Origin of the sequence: Stenotrophomonas sp. NLF4-10, assembly GCF_022359915.1 — a bacterium.
Lineage (GTDB): Bacteria > Pseudomonadota > Gammaproteobacteria > Xanthomonadales > Xanthomonadaceae > Stenotrophomonas > Stenotrophomonas daejeonensis.
This window is the reverse complement of the sequence record NZ_JAKSEE010000003.1, coordinates 406,121-426,289: the sequence shown is the minus strand read 5'-3', so window position 1 is coordinate 426,289 and position 20,169 is coordinate 406,121. Positions and strand designations below refer to the sequence as shown.

At 69.8% G+C, this 20,169-nt stretch carries 16 protein-coding genes, 2 pseudogenes and 1 riboswitch; of the genes and pseudogenes, 10 read left to right on the top strand and 8 right to left on the bottom strand.

Annotated features, from left to right (window positions below):
* Positions 1-53: 53 nt before the first annotated feature.
* From MIC98_RS01955 to acs, 7 genes and pseudogenes are all read right to left on the bottom strand, one after another.
* Complete coding sequence (locus MIC98_RS01955) at positions 54-605, bottom strand: manganese efflux pump MntP family protein (RefSeq protein WP_239735126.1); 552 nt, start codon at positions 603-605, stop codon at positions 54-56.
* Between the two features lie 238 nt (positions 606-843).
* Positions 844-2,304 (bottom strand): AAA family ATPase, encoded by a 1,461-nt coding sequence (locus MIC98_RS01950; protein ID WP_239737994.1) that lies wholly within the window; start codon positions 2,302-2,304, stop codon positions 844-846.
* Positions 2,305-2,475: 171 nt separating this feature from the next.
* Positions 2,476-2,715 (bottom strand): annotated as a pseudogene (locus tag MIC98_RS01945) (biotin/lipoyl-containing protein); the annotation flags it as partial.
* Between the two features lie 369 nt (positions 2,716-3,084).
* Positions 3,085-3,534: pseudogene (locus tag MIC98_RS01940) on the bottom strand (right-handed parallel beta-helix repeat-containing protein); the annotation flags it as partial.
* 510 nt (positions 3,535-4,044) lie between these two features.
* On the bottom strand, positions 4,045-4,632 hold the full coding sequence (locus tag MIC98_RS01935; RefSeq protein WP_239735125.1) for a manganese efflux pump MntP family protein: 588 nt from the start codon (positions 4,630-4,632) through the stop codon (positions 4,045-4,047).
* A 12-nt stretch (positions 4,633-4,644) separates the two neighbouring features.
* Positions 4,645-4,807, bottom strand: a riboswitch (yybP-ykoY riboswitch).
* Between the two features lie 279 nt (positions 4,808-5,086).
* Positions 5,087-5,752: a response regulator transcription factor gene (locus tag MIC98_RS01930; protein WP_239735124.1), complete on the bottom strand. Its 666-nt coding sequence runs from the start codon at positions 5,750-5,752 to the stop codon at positions 5,087-5,089.
* A 272-nt stretch (positions 5,753-6,024) separates the two neighbouring features.
* Positions 6,025-7,968: an acetate--CoA ligase gene (gene acs / locus MIC98_RS01925; protein ID WP_239735123.1), complete on the bottom strand. Its 1,944-nt coding sequence runs from the start codon at positions 7,966-7,968 to the stop codon at positions 6,025-6,027.
* A 239-nt stretch (positions 7,969-8,207) separates the two neighbouring features.
* On the opposite strand from acs, the gene MIC98_RS01920 reads away from it, so the two are divergent.
* The 3 genes from MIC98_RS01920 to MIC98_RS01910 all read left to right on the top strand — a co-directional run bounded on the left by MIC98_RS01920 (position 8,208) and on the right by MIC98_RS01910 (position 11,783).
* Positions 8,208-9,602, top strand: a complete 1,395-nt coding sequence (locus tag MIC98_RS01920; protein WP_239735122.1) for a DcaP family trimeric outer membrane transporter — start codon at positions 8,208-8,210, stop codon at positions 9,600-9,602.
* Between the two features lie 142 nt (positions 9,603-9,744).
* Positions 9,745-10,062 (top strand): DUF485 domain-containing protein, encoded by a 318-nt coding sequence (locus tag MIC98_RS01915; protein WP_057639546.1) that lies wholly within the window; start codon positions 9,745-9,747, stop codon positions 10,060-10,062.
* Positions 10,059-11,783 (top strand): cation acetate symporter, encoded by a 1,725-nt coding sequence (locus tag MIC98_RS01910; protein ID WP_239735121.1) that lies wholly within the window; start codon positions 10,059-10,061, stop codon positions 11,781-11,783. The genes MIC98_RS01915 and MIC98_RS01910 overlap by 4 nt, the downstream gene beginning before the upstream one ends.
* A gap of 53 nt (positions 11,784-11,836) precedes the next feature.
* Here MIC98_RS01910 and MIC98_RS01905 read toward each other — a convergent pair whose 3' ends face one another.
* Positions 11,837-12,565 carry an AraC family transcriptional regulator gene (locus MIC98_RS01905; RefSeq protein WP_239735120.1) on the bottom strand — a complete coding sequence of 243 codons (729 nt, stop codon included), beginning with the start codon at positions 12,563-12,565 and terminating at the stop codon, positions 11,837-11,839.
* A 150-nt stretch (positions 12,566-12,715) separates the two neighbouring features.
* Here MIC98_RS01905 and MIC98_RS01900 point away from each other — a divergent pair, with 150 nt between their 5' ends.
* From MIC98_RS01900 to MIC98_RS01870, 7 genes are read left to right on the top strand one after another with little or no spacing between them, the layout of a single operon-like run.
* The gene (locus MIC98_RS01900) at positions 12,716-13,660 is read left to right on the top strand and encodes a proline racemase family protein (RefSeq protein ID WP_239735119.1); all 945 of its coding nucleotides are present in this window, start codon (positions 12,716-12,718) and stop codon (positions 13,658-13,660) included.
* On the top strand, positions 13,657-14,775 hold the full coding sequence (locus tag MIC98_RS01895; RefSeq protein WP_239735118.1) for an FAD-dependent oxidoreductase: 1,119 nt from the start codon (positions 13,657-13,659) through the stop codon (positions 14,773-14,775). The genes MIC98_RS01900 and MIC98_RS01895 overlap by 4 nt, the downstream gene beginning before the upstream one ends.
* Positions 14,772-15,014 (top strand): (2Fe-2S)-binding protein, encoded by a 243-nt coding sequence (locus MIC98_RS01890; protein ID WP_239735117.1) that lies wholly within the window; start codon positions 14,772-14,774, stop codon positions 15,012-15,014. Before MIC98_RS01895 ends, MIC98_RS01890 begins: the two co-directional genes overlap by 4 nt.
* Positions 15,011-16,315 carry an FAD/NAD(P)-binding oxidoreductase gene (locus MIC98_RS01885; protein ID WP_239735116.1) on the top strand — a complete coding sequence of 435 codons (1,305 nt, stop codon included), beginning with the start codon at positions 15,011-15,013 and terminating at the stop codon, positions 16,313-16,315. Before MIC98_RS01890 ends, MIC98_RS01885 begins: the two co-directional genes overlap by 4 nt.
* A complete protein-coding gene (locus MIC98_RS01880) occupies positions 16,312-17,214 on the top strand; it encodes a dihydrodipicolinate synthase family protein (RefSeq protein WP_239735115.1) in 903 nt (300 codons plus the stop codon). The genes MIC98_RS01885 and MIC98_RS01880 overlap by 4 nt, the downstream gene beginning before the upstream one ends.
* Before the next feature lies 1 nt (position 17,215).
* On the top strand, positions 17,216-18,808 hold the full coding sequence (locus tag MIC98_RS01875; RefSeq protein WP_239735114.1) for an aldehyde dehydrogenase family protein: 1,593 nt from the start codon (positions 17,216-17,218) through the stop codon (positions 18,806-18,808).
* Positions 18,805-20,013 carry a Xaa-Pro peptidase family protein gene (locus tag MIC98_RS01870; RefSeq protein WP_239735113.1) on the top strand — a complete coding sequence of 403 codons (1,209 nt, stop codon included), beginning with the start codon at positions 18,805-18,807 and terminating at the stop codon, positions 20,011-20,013. The genes MIC98_RS01875 and MIC98_RS01870 overlap by 4 nt, the downstream gene beginning before the upstream one ends.
* The last annotated feature ends 156 nt before the right edge of the window (positions 20,014-20,169 follow it).

Below are 20,169 nucleotides of genomic sequence, written 5' to 3'. Positions count from 1 at the left end.
GGGCTTGCCAGTCAAGCACAAGGCCGCTCGACCAAGGCGGACAAAGCTGTCCTTCAAGCCGCGCCTTGCAGGTGCTCGTAAAGGATGCCCGCGCCGACCAGGATCAGGATCACCCCGCCGGCGATCTCCGCGCGCTTGCCGACCAATGCGCCCAGCGCGCGGCCGAGCATGATGCCCAGCGTCACCATCACCAGCGTGCACAGGTCGATGACCAGCGCCACCACGCCGATGTGCACGTCGAGGAAGGCCAGGCTCACGCCAATGGCGGCCGCGTCGATGCTGGTGGCCAGGCCGGTGGCGGCCAAGGTCCAGAAGCGGTGGTGTTTCCGGCCATCTTCCGGCGCCTGTTCGGCGGCGCCCTCCGGCTCCGGGCGCAGGCCGGCCACGATCATGTGCACGCCCAGCGCGCCGAGCAGGGTGAAGGCGATCCAGTGGTCGAACGCCTCCACGTAGCGGGCGGCGGCGCGGCCCAGCAGCCAGCCCAGCAATGGGGTGAACGCCTCGATGGCGCCGAAGATCAGCCCGGCGCGCAGGGCGTCGGGCAGGCGCGGGCGGCGCATCGCCGCACCCTTGCCGATGGCCGCGGCAAAGGCATCGGTGGACATGGCCAAGCCGACGCGGCTATCGCGTGCTGACCAAGCCGGTGAGCCGGCCTCGCAGCGCGCGTTCCTCACTGCACTGCGGTAGCCGCCGCGAGTGGGTTCAGGTCGAGGTTACATAGGTATCGGCGGTGAGCGTCATGCATGCAGCGGCAGGTCGGGGATTTGCATTCATCCATGCCTGTTCCATGTGCGATCTGGCTGAAGGCGTAGCTCCATCTGCGGGACTCAACGGACAGCCAGCTCAACGCAGGTCGTCGGCTTCGATCAGGCTGGCCTGTGCCGACTCGTTTGCGGCGAGGCGCTCGGCTTGGCGCTCGATCGCGCGCTCGAACACCTGGCGAACCGCACGCGCGTTACCAAAGTACCCGTCGCGGTTGTGGTGCAGCATCGCCATCAGTTTGGCGGCGGCGTCCCGTGCCGCGTCGGTCAGCACGAAGCCGGCGTCCTCGAAGAACCTGAGCAGGATTCCCGCCAATTCTTCGGGGCTGTAGTCGTCGAACTCCACCATGCGGGTGAAGCGCGAGGCCAGCCCGGGGTTGGAGGCGATGAAACCCTGCATTTGCGTGGTGTAGCCGGCGACCACTACGCACAGTCGCTCGCGATGATCCTCCATCGCCTTGAGCAAAGTATCAATGGCCTCCTGGCCGAAATCCTGCCCGCCGCCCTGCGACAGCGCATAGGCCTCATCGACGAACAGCACGCCGTCGAGTGCCTCGCGCACTACCTCCTGTGTCTTGAGCGCGGTCTGGCCGACGTAACCGGCAACCAGGCCACTGCGATCCACTTCCACCACATGCCCCTTGCGCAGCAATCCCAGAGCGGTGTAGATCTCGCCGATCAGCCGGGCCACGGTGGTCTTGCCGGTACCCGGGTTACCGCTGAATACCAGGTGCAGCGACACCGACTGCGCCCTGCCGCCCTCGCTGAGGCGTCGCTGGTTGGCCCTGACCAAGCTGACCAACTTGCGCACTTCGGACTTCACCCCTTCCAGTCCGATCATCTGCTCCAGCCGGCGCATCGGCCCGTCGAGGTCGTTGGCCGTCGCCGCGGATGCGCCGCCGGGGATGTCTTCCTCCAGCAGTTCGGTAGCGTCGGCATCGGCCTGCCCGGCCAGGCGCTCAGCTTGTTTCTCCAGGATCTCCTCGAACAGCCGCCGGATTACGCGTGCATTGCCGAAGTTGCGGTCGCGGGTGCGGTGCATCTCGTTCACCACCCGCGTGATCTTCTCGCGCGCGCTGGGGGACGCCCTGAAGTGGTGCGTCTGCAATTGCCGATCGAGGATCGCCAGCAGGGCGGCAGGATCGTAGTCGCCGAATTCCACGTAGCGGGTGAAGCGTGATTCCAGGCCCGGGTTGGATGCCACGAAGCGGCGCATCTGCGCGGTGTATCCGGCCACGATCACCGCGAAGCGGTCGCGCCGATCTTCCATTGCCTTGAGCAGGGTGTCGATGGCCTCCTGACCGAAGCTGTCCTCGCCTTCGGACAGGGTGTAGGCCTCGTCGATGAACAGGATTCCGCCCTCCGCGCGTTCCACCGCCTCTTGGGTTTGCGGCGCGGTCTGGCCGACATAGCCGGCAACTAGCTGGCCGCGGTCAACCTCGACCACGTGGCCCTTGTCGAGCAGGCCGAGTTGGTGGTAGATCCGGCCGACCAGCCGCGCCACGGTGGTCTTGCCGGTGCCAGGGTTGCCGGTGAACACCATGTGCAACGACACCGGCGGCACCGGCAGCCCCTGTGCGCGGCGTCGTTCCTGCACCTTCACCAGATTCACCAGCTTGCGGATCTCGGCCTTGACCCCGTCCAAGCCGATCAGGGCATCGAGCTCGGCCAGTGCGTCGCCGTCGTTAGCCGGTGACGGTACCGCCGGCACGGCGGCGCCCACCTGAATCCGTGCCAGTACCTGGCCGCTGGCCACGCTGTCGCCTTCCTCGAACGCCAGCGATTCCAGCACGCCATCGGCCGGGGAAGGCACCTCCAGCACGACTTTGTCGGTTTCCAGATCGACCAGCACCTCGCCCGAGCGAACCGCGTCGCCGGCACGCCTGTGCCAGGTGGCGATCTCGCACTGATCAACGCCGTCCGGCAGGGCTGGAACCTGTACCTCGTGTAGCATTGAGCGTTGTCTGCCGGCCGCCTGAACCACCCGGCCGGTGTTCCCTGCCTCCACCTGCACTTCGCCGAACACCTTGATCGCGCCGTCCGGGCGGCAGTCGATCAGCTTGGCCGACGCATCGGAGTCGCACAGCACGTCGTTGGGACGGTTGTCCCGGAAGGTGCATCCGGTGAGCACGACCGCGCCGCCGTCCTGGGTCTCGACCGCGTTGTCGTCACAACCGGCGAAGCCGCAGTCGCCGGCCTCGACGCGCGACCCGTTCACCACGTACAGGCCCGACGACGGCGTGCCCTCGACATTGCAGCGGTGCAGTTCGCCGCGCGCCTGCTCGCCGAAGTGCATGGCCGGGCAACTGTCCCCGCCACAGGCGGAGAACCGGCAATCCTCGGCCTGCAAGGTGGCACCGGCATCGACCACGAACGCATTGCCCGTGGTCTCCTGGATCGTGGTCGCGCGCATCGACAGGCGGCTGCCAACTCCCGACACCTGCACCGCGGGATCGGTACAGGCGCTGATGTCGCTGTCGGCCAAGGTGCACTTGACACCCTTGTCGATCAGCACCGCACCCTTGACCGCTTTGAACCGGCACTTGCCGATGCCCACCGTGGCCCTTTCCGAGGCCGCCACCGCCGGCAGCCGGACTTGCTCGAACACACAGTTGTCCACCGCCAGCGGCGTCTCGCGTGCGAGGATGCCGTTGCCGTTGAGTTGCCAGAACCGGCAGGCGCGGATCGCCAGCCCACTTGCCTGCTTGGCGTACACCCCGGTGCCATCGCCCGTCAGCACGCACTGCTCCAAATTCAGCCCGGCATGCGGCATCACATTGATGATCGCACCGTCCGCCCCGGGCGGCATGGTCACGGTGAGATTGCGCAAGATTGCCGGAGCGGCGATGATCAGCCGGCTGATGATGAAGGTGTCGTTGGAGGCCGATGCGGCGCGCAGAACCACCGCCTTGTCGATCCGGCTGGCGGGATGGGCGTGCCGGCCTGGGGGCAACACGATCTCGTCCCCCGGTTGGGCTTTTACCAGCGCGCTGGACAGGCTGAGTCCGCCGAAAAATCCCGTCTTGACCTCGATCACCGCCATACGCGAGAGCCTCCCCCTGAGCATGGATCGCCCGTCGCCGTGGACGACGGGAAAGGCCCTGACGTTATCACAATGGTTGCGGTGCAAATCCCGTGAGGCTGGTTATATCTCCGGCCATTTAATGATGATGGCGGACGCCAGCGGAGCTGGCTCCGCTATCGTGGGAGCTGACAGGGGGTGTCATGTCGGTTGGGGTAGATCGGAGTCATATCCACGGCACTTGCTTCGGGCCGTGAGGCGCTATGTCGCAGCTTGCAGGTGTTCGTAGAGGATGCCGCTGCCGACCAGGATCAGGATCACCCCGCCGGCGATCTCCGCGCGCTTGCCGACCAATGCGCCCAGCGCGCGGCCGAGCATGATGCCCAGCGTCACCATCACCAGCGTGCACAGGCCGATGACCAGCGCCACCACGCCGATGTGCACGTCGAGGAAGGCCAGGCTCACGCCAATGGCGGCCGCGTCGATGCTGGTGGCCAGGCCGGTGGCGGCCAAGGTCCAGAAGCGGTGGTGTTTCCGGCCATCTTCCGGCGCCTGTTCGGCGGCGCCCTCCGGCTCCGGACGCAGGCCGGCCACGATCATGTGCACGCCCAGCGCGCCGAGCAGGGTGAAGGCGATCCAGTGGTCGAACGCCTCCACGTAGCGGGCGGCGGCGCGGCCCAGCAGCCAGCCCAGCAATGGGGTGAACGCCTCGATGGCGCCGAAGATCAGCCCGGCGCGCAGGGCGTCGGGCAGGCGCGGGCGGCGCATCGCCGCACCCTTGCCGATGGCCGCGGCAAAGGCATCGGTGGACATGGCCAGGCCGATCAGGAGGATGGAGAGCGGGGACATTCGCAGGACTCGCAGGCCGGGCGGACGACGCATACGGCATGCGCACACGCCCAACCTGTCGTTGCGCGCGCATGCCGCTGGTCTCGCCAACCGGGTCTGGCTGCCCGCGCCACGGCGCAATGGCCGAGTGTGTTGACGCGGGCGCTTCCGATACCGGAAGCAGGCTACTCCCCAAGGGAGCGCGGATTCTAGCAGCCTTCGCCATCGTCCGTAGGAGCGCACCTTGGTGCGCGATGAAGCTTTCCCGGTGAAGCCCCATCGCGCACCAAGGTGCGCTCCTACGGGGGGGATGGGTTGAGCACAGCGAAGCCCAACGTCACGCGGGACCCGCATGGTGGTGGCGGATGCCGGTCGTTGGTCGGCACCGCCGTTCTGCCGCATGAAGCCCGGCGGCGCTGCGCGCCGTCACCCGGCCAACGGTCGGGCGCCACCAAAGCAGGTGGGTTGGCGAGGATCAGTCCTCTTCCGGCGGCAGGACGATGCCGTCGTCGTCGATCGCCAGCTTGCCGGCCATCAGCACCGCCTGGGTGCGGTTGGTGACGCCGAGCTTGCGCAGGATGGCGGTGACGTGGGCCTTGATGGTGGCCTCGGATACGCCCAGGTCGTAGGCGATCTGCTTGTTCAGGCGGCCCGCGCCCAGCATCTGCAGGACGCGGAACTGCTGCGGGGTGAGTTCGCGCAGGCGCTGGCCGACTTCGCGTTCTTCATGGTCGGTCGGCGGCACGTTGTGCGCTTCGGCCGGGGCCCAACGTTCGCCGTCGAGGATGGTGCCCAGCGCCTGGCCGATGGTGTCCGAGTCGGCCGACTTGGGGATGAAGCCGAACGCGCCGTGGTCGAGCGCACGGCGCATCACCGTGGCCTCCTCGCGTGCGGACACCACCACGATCGGCAGCTGCGGATGCAGCGAACGCAGGTGTACCAGCGCATTGAAACCCTGCGCGCCGGGCATGTTCAGGTCCATCAGCACCAGGTCGGCGTCGGGGTGCTGCTCGGCCAGCGCGTACAGCGCTTCCACGCTGTCCGCCTCCAGCAGGGTCACGCCGGGAATCACCCGCTGCACCGCACCGCGCAGCGCTTCGCGGAACAGCGGGTGGTCGTCGGCGATCAGCAGGGTGGGCATGGAATCGAGAGTCGGAAATGTCGAAGTACTGCCGAAGCCCCTCTCCCTCCGGGGTGAGAGGGGCAGTTTGCGAACCACCGGTTCGCTGCCCCATGAACGCCCTTGCGCCAGCGCAAGGGCCGGGGCGCGGAGCGGGGGTTGGGGTGAGGGTACGGGGCGAAGCCCTCGCAGTGTTCACTCCACGAGGCTTCGCCCGTACCCTCATCCGCCCCTTCGGGGCACCTTCTCCCGAAGGGAGAAGGAAAAGCAGCGCGGCCGCAGCGTTCCCCGCCTCACCGCACCTTGCGTTCGTCCACCAGCGAAGCCACCACCGACGGGTCGGCCAGAGTCGAGGTATCGCCGAGCTGGTCCGGGGCGTTCTCGGCGATCTTGCGCAGGATGCGGCGCATGATCTTGCCCGAGCGGGTCTTAGGCAGGCCCGGCGCCCACTGCAGGTGGTCGGGGGTGGCGGTGGGGCCGATGACCTTGCGCACCCAGGCGATCAGTTCCTTCTGCAGTTCATCGCTGGGCGTTTCCTCGGCCACCAGGGTGACATAGGCATAGATGCCCTGGCCCTTGATGTCGTGCGGGAAGCCGACCACCGCGGCCTCGGCCACCTTCGGGTGCAGCACCAGCGCGCTTTCCACCTCGGCGGTGCCGATGCGGTGGCCGGAGACGTTGATGACGTCGTCGACGCGGCCGGTGATCCAGTAATAGCCGTCTTCATCGCGGCGGCAGCCGTCGCCGCTGAAGTAGTAGCCGGGGTAGGTGCGGAAATAGGTGTCGATGAAGCGCTGGTGGTCGCCGTAGACGGTGCGCATCTGCCCCGGCCACGAGTCGCACAGCACCAGGTTGCCCTCGGCCGCGCCTTCCAGGATCTCGCCCTCGGCGCTGACCAGCGCCGGCTGCACGCCGAAGAACGGCAGCGTCGCCGAGCCGGGCTTGAGGTCGATGGCGCCCGGCAGCGGCGAGATCAGGATGCCGCCGGTCTCGGTCTGCCACCAGGTATCGACCACCGGGCAGCGCGCGTCGCCGACCACGTCGTAGTACCAGCGCCACGCCTCCGGGTTGATCGGCTCGCCGACGCTGCCGAGCAGGCGCAGGCTCTTGCGCGAGGTGCGCTTGACCGGCTCCTCGCCCTCGCGCATCAACGCGCGGATCGCGGTGGGCGCGGTGTAGAAGATGGTGACCTGGTGCTTGTCGATCACTTCCCAGAAGCGCGAGACGTTCGGGTAGTTCGGCACGCCCTCGAACATCACCGAGGTGGCGCCGTTGGCCAGCGGGCCGTAGACGATGTAGCTGTGGCCGGTGACCCAGCCGACGTCGGCGGTGCACCAGTAGATGTCGTCCTCGCGCAGGTCGAACACCGCCTCGTGGGTGTAGGCCGAGAACAGCAGGTAGCCGGCGCTGGTGTGCAGCACGCCCTTGGGCTTGCCGGTGGAGCCGGAGGTGTAGAGGATGAACAGCGGGTCCTCGGCGTTCATGCGTTCGGGCTCGCACTGCGCCGGCTGGCCGTCGACCACGTCGTGGAACCAGCGGTCGCGCGGGGCCTGCATGTCCACCGACGAGCCGGTGTGGCGCACCACCAGCACGGTTTCGACGGTATTGGTGCCGGGCAGCTTCAGCGCGGCATCGACGTTGGCCTTCAGCGGCACCTTCTTGCCGCCGCGCAGGCCCTCGTCGGCGGTGATGATCAGCTTGCTGCCGCAGTCGGCGACGCGGTCGGCGATGGAGTTGGCGGCGAAACCGCCGAACACCACCGAGTGGATCGCGCCGATGCGCGCGCAGGCCAGCATCGCCACCGCGGCATCGACGATCATCGGCAGGTAGATGGTGACGCGGTCGCCCTTGGCCACGCCGAGGTTGCGCAGCGCGTTGCCGAGCTTGCACACGCGCTCGTGCAGTTCGCGGTAGGTCACCTTCTGCGCCGGCGCGTCGGGGCTGTCCGGCTCGAACAGGATCGCGGTCTTGTCGCCGCGGGTGGCCAGCTGGCGGTCCAGGCAGTTGACGCTGACGTTGAGCTCGCCGTCCTCGAACCACTTGATGCGGAAGTCGTCCAGCTTGTAGCTGACGTTCCTCACTCGGGTCGGCTTGACGTACCAGTCCAGGCGCTCGGCGGCCTTGCCCCAGAAGGCGTCGGGGTTCTCCACCGACTCGCGGTACAGCTTCTGGTAGGTGGACGTGTCGATCCGCGACGTGGCGGCGAACTGCGGGTCGACGGGATAGAGATCAGCCATGACAACACCCTCACCTTTGCACTTGTAACCAATGGGGGAGCCGCATCGCGCGATGCGGCCGGTACTTCCCAAGTGTGCCGCATCCACCCCCGGTCGCGCTGCCCGCGGCGTTAGACGATGGTCGAATGCGGCCATTCCTTCGACTAATGGCGAATAGCCGCCCGCCACGCAGGCCGCGCACCCTGCCGGGAGCCGTGCACCGACGCGGCCATCGACGCCAGCCGGAGAGAGGCAGAGCAATGAACAGACACACCACCCAGATGGTCCGTCGCCCACTTGCCGCCGCGTTGTTCGTGGCGTTGCTTGCGCCGGGCATGGCCTTGGCCGACACGGCGAAGGAAAAGGCGCTGGAGGCCCGCGTGGCCGAACTGGAGCGGCAGGTACAACTGCTGCTGACCACCCAGCAGCAGCAACAGGGCAGCATCGCGCAGACGCAGAGCGAAGTGCAGCAGGCACGCGCCGAGCAGGCAGCCATCGCCGCGGCCGCACCGGCGCTGCCGGCCGGCAAGCAGCCGATCCAGGCCACCAGCATCACCCCCGGCGCGGCGCCGGGCACCACCTTCAAGTTCGGCGGCTTCATCAAGGCCGACTTCCTCGCCACCCGCACCGGCGACGGCCAGTTGGCCGACGACGCCACCGGCCGCGCCCTGTACCTGCCCGGGCAGACCCCGGTGCACGGCGCCGGTGGCTCAGGCCAGGCCTCGGACGTGGACTACAACGCGCACGCCAAGTTCTCGCGCTTCAACCTCGGCGTGGACCACGTCACCGAGGGCGGCGACAAGGCCGGCGCGATGGTGGAGATGGACTTCTTCGGCAACGCGCTGGGCAACCAGAGCGCCACCAACACCTACGGCGTCACCCTGCGCCATGCCTACATGTACTGGAACAACTGGCTGGCCGGCCAGACCTGGTCCAACTTCATGGACGTGGCCGCGCTGCCCGAGGCGGTGGATTTCGTCGGCCCCACCGACGGCGTGATCTTCGTGCGCCAGACGCAGGTGCGCTACACCAACGGCGGCTTCAGCGTGGCGCTGGAAAACCCGGAAACCACGCTGGTCGGCGCGGCCAATTCCGACCGCGGCGCGCTGCCCGACCTGACCGCGCGCTACGGCTGGAAGGGCGACTGGGGCACGTTCGGCGTGGCCGGCCTGCTGCGCCAGCTGAAGGTGGACAACCAGGCCACCGGCGCCGACGCCAGCAAGATGGCCGGCGGCCTGACCCTGGGCGGCAAGTGGGTGATAGGCGGCAGCGACAGCCTGCACTACCAGCTCACCGGCGGCGAGGGCATTTCCCGCTACATCGGCCTGGGCATCACCGGCGACAGCGCCTACGACGCCATCCGCGACGAACTGGACCCGACCGGGGTGGTCGCCGCCTACGTCGGCTGGCGCCATGCGTTCACGCCGAAGCTGCGCACCAACCTGATCTACGCGCGCAGCGACTACGACAACAACGCCGCGCTGACCGGCAACCTGGTGACCAAGAGCGTGCAGTCGATCCGCGGCAACGTGTTCTACACGCCGATGCCCAAGGTCGATATCGGCGCCGAGCTGATGTACGGCGTGCGCGAGATCGAGGACGGCCGCAAGGGCGACATCAGCCGCCTGCAGTTCACCACCAAGTACAGCTTCTGACGCATCCGCCGCCGGCGCCCCCGCGGCGCCGGCGTTGCAGCACCTCCCTACCCCCACGGGGAGCACTTCATGCCGCCGCCCGCGCACGCGTTGCGCCGTGACGGCCCGTTTCCAACGACTGTTCCTGTTCGGAGGACCCCGAATGAATGCTTCCACCGACCCCCGCGTCGAGCGGATCGCCAACCACCCGGCCTACCAGCGCCTGCGCCGCAGCCGCAACCGCCTGGGCTGGGTGCTGACCGTGCTGATGCTGCTGGCCTACTACGGCTACATCGGCCTGATCGCCTTCGACAAGGCGTTCCTGGCCACCCCGCTCTCCGCCGGCAGCATGACCACCATCGGCATCCCGATCGCGATCGGGTTGATGGTGTTCACCATCGCCATCACCGGCATCTACGTGCGCCGCGCCAACAAGGAGTTCGACCAGTTGACCCACCAGATCGTGGAGGACGTGCAATGAGCCGCTCCCCCCTGCTCCGCTCCGGCGCACTGCTGGCCCTGCTCGCCGCCAGCGGCGCCGCGCTGGCGGCCGGCGGCGACATCGGCCAGACCGTGCGCCAGCCGACCAACTGGACCGCGATCATCATGTTCGCCGCGTTCGTGTTGGCCACCCTGGGCATCACCAAGTGGGCCGCCACGCGCACCAAGTCGGCGTCGGACTTCTACACCGCCGGCGGCGGCATCACCGGCTTCCAGAACGGCCTGGCGATCGCCGGCGACTACATGTCGGCAGCCTCGTTCCTGGGCATCACCGCGGCGGTGATGACCAACGGCTACGACGGCCTGATCTACGCCATCGGCTTCCTCGTCGGCTGGCCGATCCTGACCTTCCTGATGGCCGAGCGGCTGCGCAACCTCGGCCGCTTCACCTTCGCCGACGTCGCCGGCTACCGCTTCCAGCCCAAGCCCATCCGCCTGTTCGCCGCCTCCGGCACGCTGGTGGTGGTGCTGTTCTACCTGATCGCGCAGATGGTCGGCGCCGGTGCGCTGATCAAGCTGCTGTTCGGCCTGGACTACTGGATCGCGGTGGTGCTGGTCGGCGTGCTGATGATGGTCTACGTGCTGTTCGGCGGCATGACCGCGACCACCTGGGTGCAGATCATCAAGGCCTGCCTGCTGCTGTTCGGCGTGACCTTCATGGCGCTGATGGTGATGTGGAAGTTCGGCTTCAGCTTCGAGAAGCTGTTCGCCACCGCGGTGCAGGTCAAGACCCAGATCGCGGCCAACGCCGGCAAGGAGGCGGGCGAGGCGGCCAGCGCCGGCCTGTCGATCATGGGCCCGGGCGGCTTCGTCAAGGACCCGATCTCGGCGATCTCCTTCGGCATGGCGCTGATGTTCGGCACCGCCGGCCTGCCGCACATCCTGATGCGCTTCTTCACCGTCCCCGATGCCAAGCAGGCGCGCAAGTCGGTGTTCTGGGCCACCACCTGGATCGGCTACTTCTACATCCTGATCTTCATCATCGGCTTCGGCGCCATCGCCCTGGTGCTGAGCAATCCGGCCTACGCCGACCCGGCCACCGGCGCCATCCAGGGCGGGCCGAACATGGCCGCGGTGCTGGTCGGCAAGGCGGTGGGCGGCAACATCTTCATGGGCTTCATCTCCGCGGTGGCCTTCGCCACCATCCTGGCGGTGGTCGCCGGCCTGACCCTGTCCGGCGCCTCGGCGGTGTCGCACGACCTGTACGCGACGATGATCATGAAGGGCAAGCCGCCGGCAGGCTCGGAGCTGCGCGTGTCGCGCATCACCACCGTGGCGCTGGGCGTGATCGCGGTGCTGCTGGGCATCGCCTTCGAGAAGCAGAACGTGGCCTTCATGGTGTCGCTGGCCTTCGCCATCGCCGCCTCGGCCAACTTCCCGGTGCTGTTCCTGTCGCTGCTGTGGAAGGACTGCACCACCCGCGGCGCGGTGATCGGCGGCTTCCTCGGCCTGGCCTCGTCGCTGGTGCTGACCCTGCTGTCGCCGTCGGTATGGGAAGCCACGCTGGGCAACCCGGCCGGCAGCGCGCCGTTCCCGTACACCAGCCCGGCGCTGTTCTCGATGACCTTGGCCTTCGTCGCCATCTGGCTGTTCTCGATCACCGACAAGAGCCGCAACGCGCAGGCCGAACGCGCCGCCTACCCGGCGCAGCAGGTGCGCGCCGAAACCGGCATCGGTGCCAGCAAGGCGTCCGGGCACTGAACCCGGCCACCGCATGACGACGGGAAACGCCGGCCATTGGCCGGCGTTTCCTTTCATGGCGCCGGGTCGACGCCGTCGAACACGCCGTCCAGGCCACGGTATTCGCTGGGAGTCATGCCCACGGTGGCCTTGAACTGGCGCGCGAACGCGCTCTGGTCGCTGAAACCGCAGCGCTGGCCGATGCCGGCGATGCTGCCGTCGCCGCGCAGCAGGCGCATCGCCATCTCGATGCGCAGCTTGATCAGGTATTGCTGCGGGGTGACCTGGAACACGTGGCGGAAGTGGCGTTCCAGCTGTGCCAGCGAGATGCCGGCCAGCTCGGCCAGCTGCGGGGTGCGCGGGTTCTCGCCGGAATGCTCCTGCATGTAGTTCACCACCCGTTCGAGCTGGGCATAGGCGGAGTGCCGGCTGTTGGGCCGGCCGAGGTCGCGCGACACACCGATCAGGCCGCTGATGCGGCCATCGTCGAACAACGGCCGCTTCAGCGTCAGGCACCAGCCGGGGCGGCGGTTCGGGTACAGGTGCACTTCCAGCCGGTCGGCGATGGGCGTGCCGGCCAGCACCTGCCGGTCCTGCTGCAGGTAGCGGTTGCCCAGCGGCGGCGGGAACACCTCCAGCGGCGAACGGCCGATCACCTCGCCACGCCGCTTCCTGCCCAGCCGCTGCACCAGGGTGACATTGCAGTGCGTGTAGCGGCCCTCGCGGTCCTTGACGAAGAACACGGTGTCCGGCAACGCGTCGAACAGGTGCTGCACTTCGCTGGAAGAATGCTGTGCGTCCATTGGCGTCGTCCTCGCGCTGGCGGCCGTCGGCGTGGCTGCGGCCGATGCTAGCGCATGCCTCCGGGCGCAGACGGCGTTGTGCCGACTTCCGCATCGGTACGGCGGCGCGGCCGCTATTCGGCCCCGCGGCGGCGGTGGGAGCATGGCCGCATGCACCGGATAGACGTCATCGATTCGCATACCGCAGGCGAACCCACGCGGGTCGTACTCGGCGGGTTCCCCGACCTCGGCGGCGGCAGCCTGCGCCAGCGCCGCGAGCGGCTGCTGCGCGATTTCGACCCGTGGCGCGCGGCACTGGCCTGCGAGCCGCGCGGCTCAGACACGATGGTCGGCGCGCTGCTGCTGCCCGCCGACGACCCCGCGGCCTGCACCGGGGTGATCTTCTTCAACAACGTCGGCTGCCTGGGCATGTGCGGCCACGGCACCATCGGCGTGGTGCGCACGCTGGCCGAGCTGGGCCGCATCGCGCCCGGTGCGCACCGCATCGAGACGCCGGTGGGCACGGTCGGCGTGGAGCTGTTCGACGATGGCCGGGTGGCGGTGGACAACGTCGAGAGCTGGCGCCACCGGCACGACGTCGCGGTCGAAGTGCCCGGCCACGGCACGGTGCGCGGCGACGTGGCCTGGGGCGGCAACTGGTTCTTCATCACCGGCGCCGCGCCGTGCGCGCTCACCCTGGACAACCAGCGCCCGCTCACCGCCTATGCCGAAGCGATACGGCAGGCATTGGAGCGCGATGGCATCGCCGGTGCCGACGGCGCCATCGACCATGTGGAGATCAACGCGATCGCGCCGGACGGCAGCGGCCAGGCGCGCAACTTCGTGTTGTGCCCGGGCCTGGCCTACGACCGCTCGCCCTGCGGCACCGGCACCAGCGCGAAGCTGGCCTGCCTGGCCGCCGACGGCACGCTGGCCGAAGGCGCGCCGTGGGTGCAACAGGGCATCCTCGGCAGCCGTTTCGAGGCGTCGTACCGGCGCAGCGGGCGCGGCATCCTGCCGCGCATCGTCGGCCAGGCTTGGATCACCGCGCGCGCGACCCTGCTGATCGACCCGGCCGATCCCTTCGCCTGGGGCATCGGCGGCAGCCGGCCGTGATCCACCGCAGCCGCCACGACCTGATCGTCATCGGCGCCGGCATCGTCGGCGCCGCCTGCGTCGAGGCCGCGGTCGCGGCCGGGCTGCGGGTGGCGCTGGTCGAGGCCGGCGCCATCGGCGGTGGCGCCAGCGCCGCGGCGATGGGGCACCTGGTGGCGATGGACGGCGACCCGCACGAACTGGCGCTGTGCGCGCATTCGCTGCGGCTGTGGCAGCGCTGGGCGGGCTGGCCGGAAAGCGAGTACCGGCGCTGCGGCACCTTGTGGATTGCGCGCGAGGAAGGCGAACTGCAAGGCATCGGCGCGCGTATCGACGTGCTGGCGGCGGCCGGCGTGCAGGCCGAGGCCGTGGATGCGGCTGGCCTGTACGCGCTGGAACCGCAGCTCGCCCCCGGCATGCGCGGCGGCATGCACGTGCCCGGCGACGCCGTGGCATACCCGCCGCGCGTGGCATGGCGACTGGTCCGCGAGGCGCAGCAGGCCGGGGCCAAGGTGTTCGCCGGCAGCCGCGCCGAAACGCTGGTCGATGGCGGCGTGCGCTTGGCCGACGGCCGCGTGTTGTCCGGGCCGGTGCTGGTCGCCACCGGCGCGGCCCTGCCGCAGCTGCTGCCGGAACTGCCGATGCGCGCGCGCAAGGGCCAGCTGCTCGTCACCGAGCGCCACGCGCCGCTGCTGCGCCACCAGCTGATCGAGATGGGCTACGCCGCGGCCGCGCACGGCAGCGACGCGGCCAGCGTGTCGTTCAACGTGCAGCCGCGTCCCAACGGCCAGTTGCTGATCGGTTCCTCGCGCGAGTACGGCGCCACCGGCACGGACATCTCCCTGCCGCTGCTGCAACGCATGCTGCAACGGGCCATCGCCTTCGTGCCGGCGCTGCGCGAAGTCCGCGCGCTGCGCAGCTGGTGCGGTTTCCGCCCGGCCACCGCCGACGGCCTGCCCTACCTGGGCGCGGTACCCGGCCGCCGCGACGTATGGGTGGCCGCCGGCCACGAGGGCCTTGGCATCACCGCCGCGCCGGGCAGTGCGCAGTTGGTGATCGATGCCTTCCTCGGCCGCGCACCGGCACTGCCGTTGGCACCCTACCTGCCACAGCGGGCGATGCGGGGCGGCGCATGAACACCATCGCGCTGCTGGTCGACGGCCTGCGCGTGGATGTGCCCGAAGGCGCCACCGTGGCCGCCGCGGTTGCCCGCAGCGGCCACGCTTTCCGCCGTTCCAGCGGCGGCGAGCCGCGCGCACCGCTGTGCGGCATGGGCGCGTGCTTCGAATGCCGGGTCAGCATCGACCACGTGGCACACCTGCGCGCCTGCATGGTGCTGGCGCGGCCGGGCATGCGGGTGGAGACGCAGCAATGAAGCAAAAGCGTTTCGACCTGCTGGTGGTGGGTGCGGGGCCGGCCGGGCTGGCCGCCGCGCATGCCGCGGCCCGGCGCGGGGCGAAGGTCGGGCTGGTGGACGCGCAACCGCGCGCCGGCGGCCAGGTATGGCGGCACGACCTGCGCTTCGGCGTACCGGCGATGGCGCGGGCGCAGATCGACGGCCTGCACGGCGCCGGCATCGAATGGCTGGCCGGGCACGAAATGGTGCTGGCCGACGACCACGTGGTGGTCGCCGCGCATGCCGACGGCGCGGTGGCGCTGCACTGGCGCACGCTGGTGCTCGCCACCGGCGCGCGCGAACTGCTGCTGCCGTTCCCCGGCTGGACCCTGCCCGGCGTGACCGGCGCCGGCGGCCTGCAGGCGCTGGCCAAGCAGGGCTGGCCGGTGGCCGGCAAGCGCGTGGTGGTGGCCGGCAGCGGCCCGCTGCTGCTGGCGGCGGCGGCCACGCTCCGGCGCCACGGCGCGCACGTACTGGGCATCCACGAACAGGTGCAGGTCCGCACGCTGCACGCCTTCGCACGCAGGCTGTGGCGCTGGCCGGCGCGGCTGGCGCAGGCGGCGGCGCTGCGTGCGCGTCTGCTCGGCGTGCCCTGGCATACCGGCAGCATGGTGCTGGCGGCGCACGGCGACACCATGCTGCGCGCCATCGAGCTGGACCGCGGCGATGGCCGCGAACGCATCGCCTGCGACCTGCTCGCGGTGGGCTGGGGGCTGGTGCCGAACGTCGAACCGGCACGCCTGCTCGGCTGCGAACTGGATACATCGCCGACCCATCCGGTAGTGCGCGCGGACCGACGCCTGTGCAGCAGCCGGCCCGGCATCCACGCCGCCGGCGAGGCCCTCGGCATCGGCGGGCGCGATTGCGCGCGCATCGAGGGCGCGATGGCGGCCTGCTTCGCGCTGGGCGACGAGCGTGGTGGCGAGGCGCTGCGCGCGCGCCGTGATCACGAGCGCGCCTATGCCGCATTGCTGCACGAATGCTTTGCCACTAGCGCGCGCGCCCGCGCGCTGGCGGCGCCCGACACACTGGTCTGCCGCTGCGAGGACGTGCCGTTGTCGGCGGTGCAGGCGCACGCCGACCCGCGCCAGCTGCGGCTGGTCACGCGCTGCGGCATGGGCGCCTGCCAGGGCCGGATCTGCGGCGCCGCGCTGCGCGAACTGCAGCTGGCTTCGCCGTCCCTCTCCCCCACCGCGGTACGGCCGCCGCTGGCCCCGGTCACGCTGGCGGCACTGGCCGATGATCCCTCCGACGAACCCGAACAAGGTACAGACAGATGAGCAATGCAGGTTTCTGGCGCGGCGTGCTGCCGGCCATCACCACGCCCTTCACCGCCGACGGTGCAGTTGACCATGCGTTCCTGGCCGAGCACGCCAGGCGGCTGGTCGATGCCGGCTGCAGCGGCATCGTGCCGCTGGGCTCGCTCGGCGAAAGCGCCACGCTGGCCTTCGACGAGAAGATCGCCATCGTGCGCACGCTGGTCGCGGCGGTGGGCGGGCGCGTGCCGGTGGTGGCCGGCATCGCCGCACTGTCCACCGCCGAGGGCATTGCACTGGCGCAGGCGGTCAAGGATGCCGGCGCCGGCGGGGTGATGGTGCTGCCGCCGTACGTGTACTCCAGCGACCGCCACGAGATGGACGCCTACATCCGCGCCATCCTCGCCGCCACCGACCTGCCGGCGCTGCTCTACAACAATCCCATCGCCTACAAGACCGACTTCACCCCCGCGCAGATCGCGCGGTTCGCCGCCGAGTTCCCGCACGTGCAGGCGGTCAAGGAATCCTCCGGCGACGTGCGCCGCTTTGCCGCCATCCGCGAGCTGATCGGCGACCGCCTGGTGCTGATGGTGGGTATCGACGACGCCATCGTCGAAGGCATCGCGATGGGCGCCGAGGGCTGGATCGCCGGCACCGTCAACGCTTTCCCGGAAGAAGCCGTGCAGTTGTTCGAGCAGGCACGCAGCGGTGGCTACGCGGCCGCGCGCGAACTGTACGAGTGGTCGCTGCCGCTGCTGCGGATGGATACGGTTCCCAAGTTCGTGCAACTGATAAAGCTGATGCAGGAGCGCGTCGGGCTGGGCAGCGAGCGCGTACGCGCCCCGCGGCTGGTGGTGGAAGGTGCCGAGCGCGAACAGGCGCTGGCAGTAATCGACCACGCCATCGCTGCCCGGAAGCGCTGAGGTGAATACGGTCGCGCCGTTGCTCATCGCCGGCCAGTGGCAGGCCGCAAAGGACAGCACGGGCAGTTTCCGTGCGTTCGACCCGGCCAGCGCTGAGGCCATCGGGCCGGTGTTCCCGCGCAGCGGCGTGGCCGACGTGGAACAGGCGCTGGCGGCCGCCAGCGCCGCTGCACCCCAACTGGCCGCCACCGACCCGGAATGCATCGCCGCCTTCCTCGACGCCTATGCGGCGGCTCTGGAAGCCGACGCCGAGACGCTGGTGCAGCTGGCACATGCGGAAACCGGCCTGCCGGCAACGCCGCGCCTGCGCGGCAACGAACTGCCACGCACCTGCAACCAGCTGCGCCAGGCCGCCGCCGCCGCGCGCAACCGCAGCTGGACCCAACCGGTGATCGACACCGCCGCCGGCCTGCGCACGCACCACGCGCCGCTGGGCAAGCCGGTGCTGGTGTTCGGGCCGAACAACTTCCCGTTCGCCTTCAATGCCGTGTCCGGTGGCGACTTCGCCGCGGCCATCGCCGCGCGCAACCCGGTCATCGCCAAGGCGCACCCGGCGCACCCGGCCACCAGCCGACGCCTGGCCGAACATGCGCGGCGCGCCGCCGACACCGCCGGCCTGCCAGCGGCCACGGTGCAGTTGCTGTACGACGTCGAACCGGCACTGGGCCTGCGTCTGGCCGGTGACGCGCGGCTGGGCGCAATCGCCTTCACTGGCAGCCGCGCGGGCGGCCTGGCCTTGAAACAGGCCGCCGATGCCGCCGGCATTCCCTTCTTCGGCGAGCTGTCCAGCCTCAACCCGGTGTTCCTGCTGCCCGGTGCGCTGGCCGAGCGCGGGCCGGCGTTGGCCGAGGAGTTCAGCGGCTCGTGCCTGCTCGGCAGCGGCCAGTTCTGCACCAATCCCGGGCTGGTGATCGTGCCGGAAGGCGCGGCCGGCGATGCCTTCGTCGCCGACGTGCAGGCGCGCTTCGCCGCGACCGCGCCGCTGCCGCTGTTGTCGCAGGGCGTGCTGGCATCGCTGCGTAAGGCCATTACGGCGCTGCGTGAGGCCGGTGCGCAGCTGCTGTGCGGTGGCGAAGCGGGCGACACCGGCTTCCGCCATGCACCCACGTTGTTGACGGTTGCCGCGCAGGATTTCCTCGCCAACCCGCAGGGCTTCCAGCACGAGGCCTTCGGCCCGTGCAGCCTGTTGGTGCGCGTGGCCGATGTCGCGCGGATGCAGGCGCTGGCCGCCACCCTGGAAGGCCAGCTCACCGGCACGCTGTATCGCGCCGCCGATGGCAGCGACGACGATGCTTGGCAGGCGCTGGCCGCCACGCTGCGCCCGCGCGTGGGCCGGCTGATCGCCAACCGCATGCCCACCGGCGTGCTGGTCAGCCCGGCGCAGCAGCATGGCGGCCCATTCCCGGCCTCGACCCAGCCCGGCTTCACCGCCGTCGGCCTGCCGGCGGCGATCCTGCGCTTCACCGCGTTGCAGGCCTACGACAACGTGCCCGACGCACTGCTGCCGCCCGAACTGCGTGACCGCAACCCCGGTGGCCTGCTGCGCTGCATCGACCGGCAATGGACCACCGCCGACATCGGAGCCGGCGCATGACCACGCAGATCGGACACCTCACCCTGGAACAGGCCCGCGCGCAGCCTGCCGCGACATTGCCGAACCGCCCCGCCCCGATATCCGCGGACGAATACGCCGCGCGCCTGGCACATGCGCGCCGCCTGATGCGCGACGCCGGCGCGGATGCGCTGCTGGTCACCGCCGGCATGTCGTTGCGTTGGTTCACCGGCATCGGCTGGGGCGCAAGCGAGCGTCTGGTGGGGCTGCTGCTGACGCAGCACGGCGAGCCGCTGCTGATCGCGCCGAACTTCGAGGAAGGTTCGCTGGACGCGGTGCTGCGCATTGCCGCCGGCAAGCGCCTGTGGGAGGAACACGAAGACCCGCATGCGCTGGTGGCCGGTGCCATGCGCGAACGTGGCGCGAAGACGCTGGCGCTCGACCCCGAGGCCGCCTTCCGCATCCACACCGGGCTGGCCGCGCATCTGGGCGCGGGCGCGATCAGCAATGCCACGTCGATCATCGATGGCTGCCGCATGTGCAAGAGCGCCGCCGAACTGGCGCTGATGCAGCATGCCTGCGACATCACCTTGCAGGTGCAAAAGCTGGCCGCCGGCATCGCCCGCGAAGGCATCGGTACCGACGAACTGGTGCGTTTCATCGACGAGGCGCATCGCGCGCTCGGCGCGGACGGTGGTTCGACGTTCTGCATCGTGCAGTTCGGCCATGCCACCGCATTCCCGCACGGCATCCCCGGCGTGCAGCACCTGCGCAAGGGCGAACTGGTGTTGATCGACACCGGTTGCAGCGTGGACGGCTACAACTCCGACGTGACCCGCACCTGGATCTTCGGCGAGGCGAACGCGGAGCAGTTGCACATCTGGAACCTGGAGCGCGCCGCGCAGCAAGCCGCGTTCGATGCGGTGCGCCCCGGCGTTGCCTGCGAAGCCGTCGATCAGGCCGCGCGCGATGTATTGGAAGCCGCCGGCCTCGGCCCCGATTACCGCCTGCCCGGCCTGCCGCACCGCACCGGCCACGGCTGCGGGTTGGCGATCCACGAGGCGCCCTACCTGGTGCGCGGCAACCGCCTGCCGCTGGCGCCGGGCATGTGCTGCAGCAACGAACCGATGATCGTGGTGCCGGGCCGGTTCGGCGTGCGCCTGGAGGACCACTTCCATGTCACCGCCGCCGGCGCCCGGTGGTTCACGCCACCGTCCGTCGCCATCGACCAGCCATTCGCCGATTGACGTGCACCTGCGCGCGAACAGCCACGGAGCCCCTCTCCCTCCAGCCGAAACCGCACGGTTTGCATGCCATTGGGGAGCGGGCAAGGCGAAGCATCCGCACGCCGGCTCCACAGCGCATTGCCGCACCCTCATCCGCCCTCCGGGCACCTTCTCCCG

What these genes read in the sequence shown, in the direction of transcription:
- MIC98_RS01890 (WP_239735117.1), top strand. Translation starts at nt 14,772, where the DNA reads ATGAACACCATCGCGCTGCTGGTCGACGGCCTGCGCGTGGATGTGCCC.
- MIC98_RS01870 (WP_239735113.1), top strand. Translation starts at nt 18,805, where the DNA reads ATGACCACGCAGATCGGACACCTCACCCTGGAACAGGCCCGCGCGCAG.
- acs (WP_239735123.1), bottom strand. Translation starts at nt 7,968, where the DNA reads ATGGCTGATCTCTATCCCGTCGACCCGCAGTTCGCCGCCACGTCGCGG.
- MIC98_RS01920 (WP_239735122.1), top strand. Translation starts at nt 8,208, where the DNA reads ATGAACAGACACACCACCCAGATGGTCCGTCGCCCACTTGCCGCCGCG.
- MIC98_RS01880 (WP_239735115.1), top strand. Translation starts at nt 16,312, where the DNA reads ATGAGCAATGCAGGTTTCTGGCGCGGCGTGCTGCCGGCCATCACCACG.
- MIC98_RS01910 (WP_239735121.1), top strand. Translation starts at nt 10,059, where the DNA reads ATGAGCCGCTCCCCCCTGCTCCGCTCCGGCGCACTGCTGGCCCTGCTC.
- MIC98_RS01900 (WP_239735119.1), top strand. Translation starts at nt 12,716, where the DNA reads ATGCACCGGATAGACGTCATCGATTCGCATACCGCAGGCGAACCCACG.
- MIC98_RS01915 (WP_057639546.1), top strand. Translation starts at nt 9,745, where the DNA reads ATGAATGCTTCCACCGACCCCCGCGTCGAGCGGATCGCCAACCACCCG.
- MIC98_RS01950 (WP_239737994.1), bottom strand. Translation starts at nt 2,304, where the DNA reads ATGGTGTTCACCGGCAACCCTGGCACCGGCAAGACCACCGTGGCGCGG.
- MIC98_RS01955 (WP_239735126.1), bottom strand. Translation starts at nt 605, where the DNA reads ATGTCCACCGATGCCTTTGCCGCGGCCATCGGCAAGGGTGCGGCGATG.
- MIC98_RS01885 (WP_239735116.1), top strand. Translation starts at nt 15,011, where the DNA reads ATGAAGCAAAAGCGTTTCGACCTGCTGGTGGTGGGTGCGGGGCCGGCC.
- MIC98_RS01905 (WP_239735120.1), bottom strand. Translation starts at nt 12,565, where the DNA reads ATGGACGCACAGCATTCTTCCAGCGAAGTGCAGCACCTGTTCGACGCG.
- MIC98_RS01935 (WP_239735125.1), bottom strand. Translation starts at nt 4,632, where the DNA reads ATGTCCCCGCTCTCCATCCTCCTGATCGGCCTGGCCATGTCCACCGAT.
- MIC98_RS01930 (WP_239735124.1), bottom strand. Translation starts at nt 5,752, where the DNA reads ATGCCCACCCTGCTGATCGCCGACGACCACCCGCTGTTCCGCGAAGCG.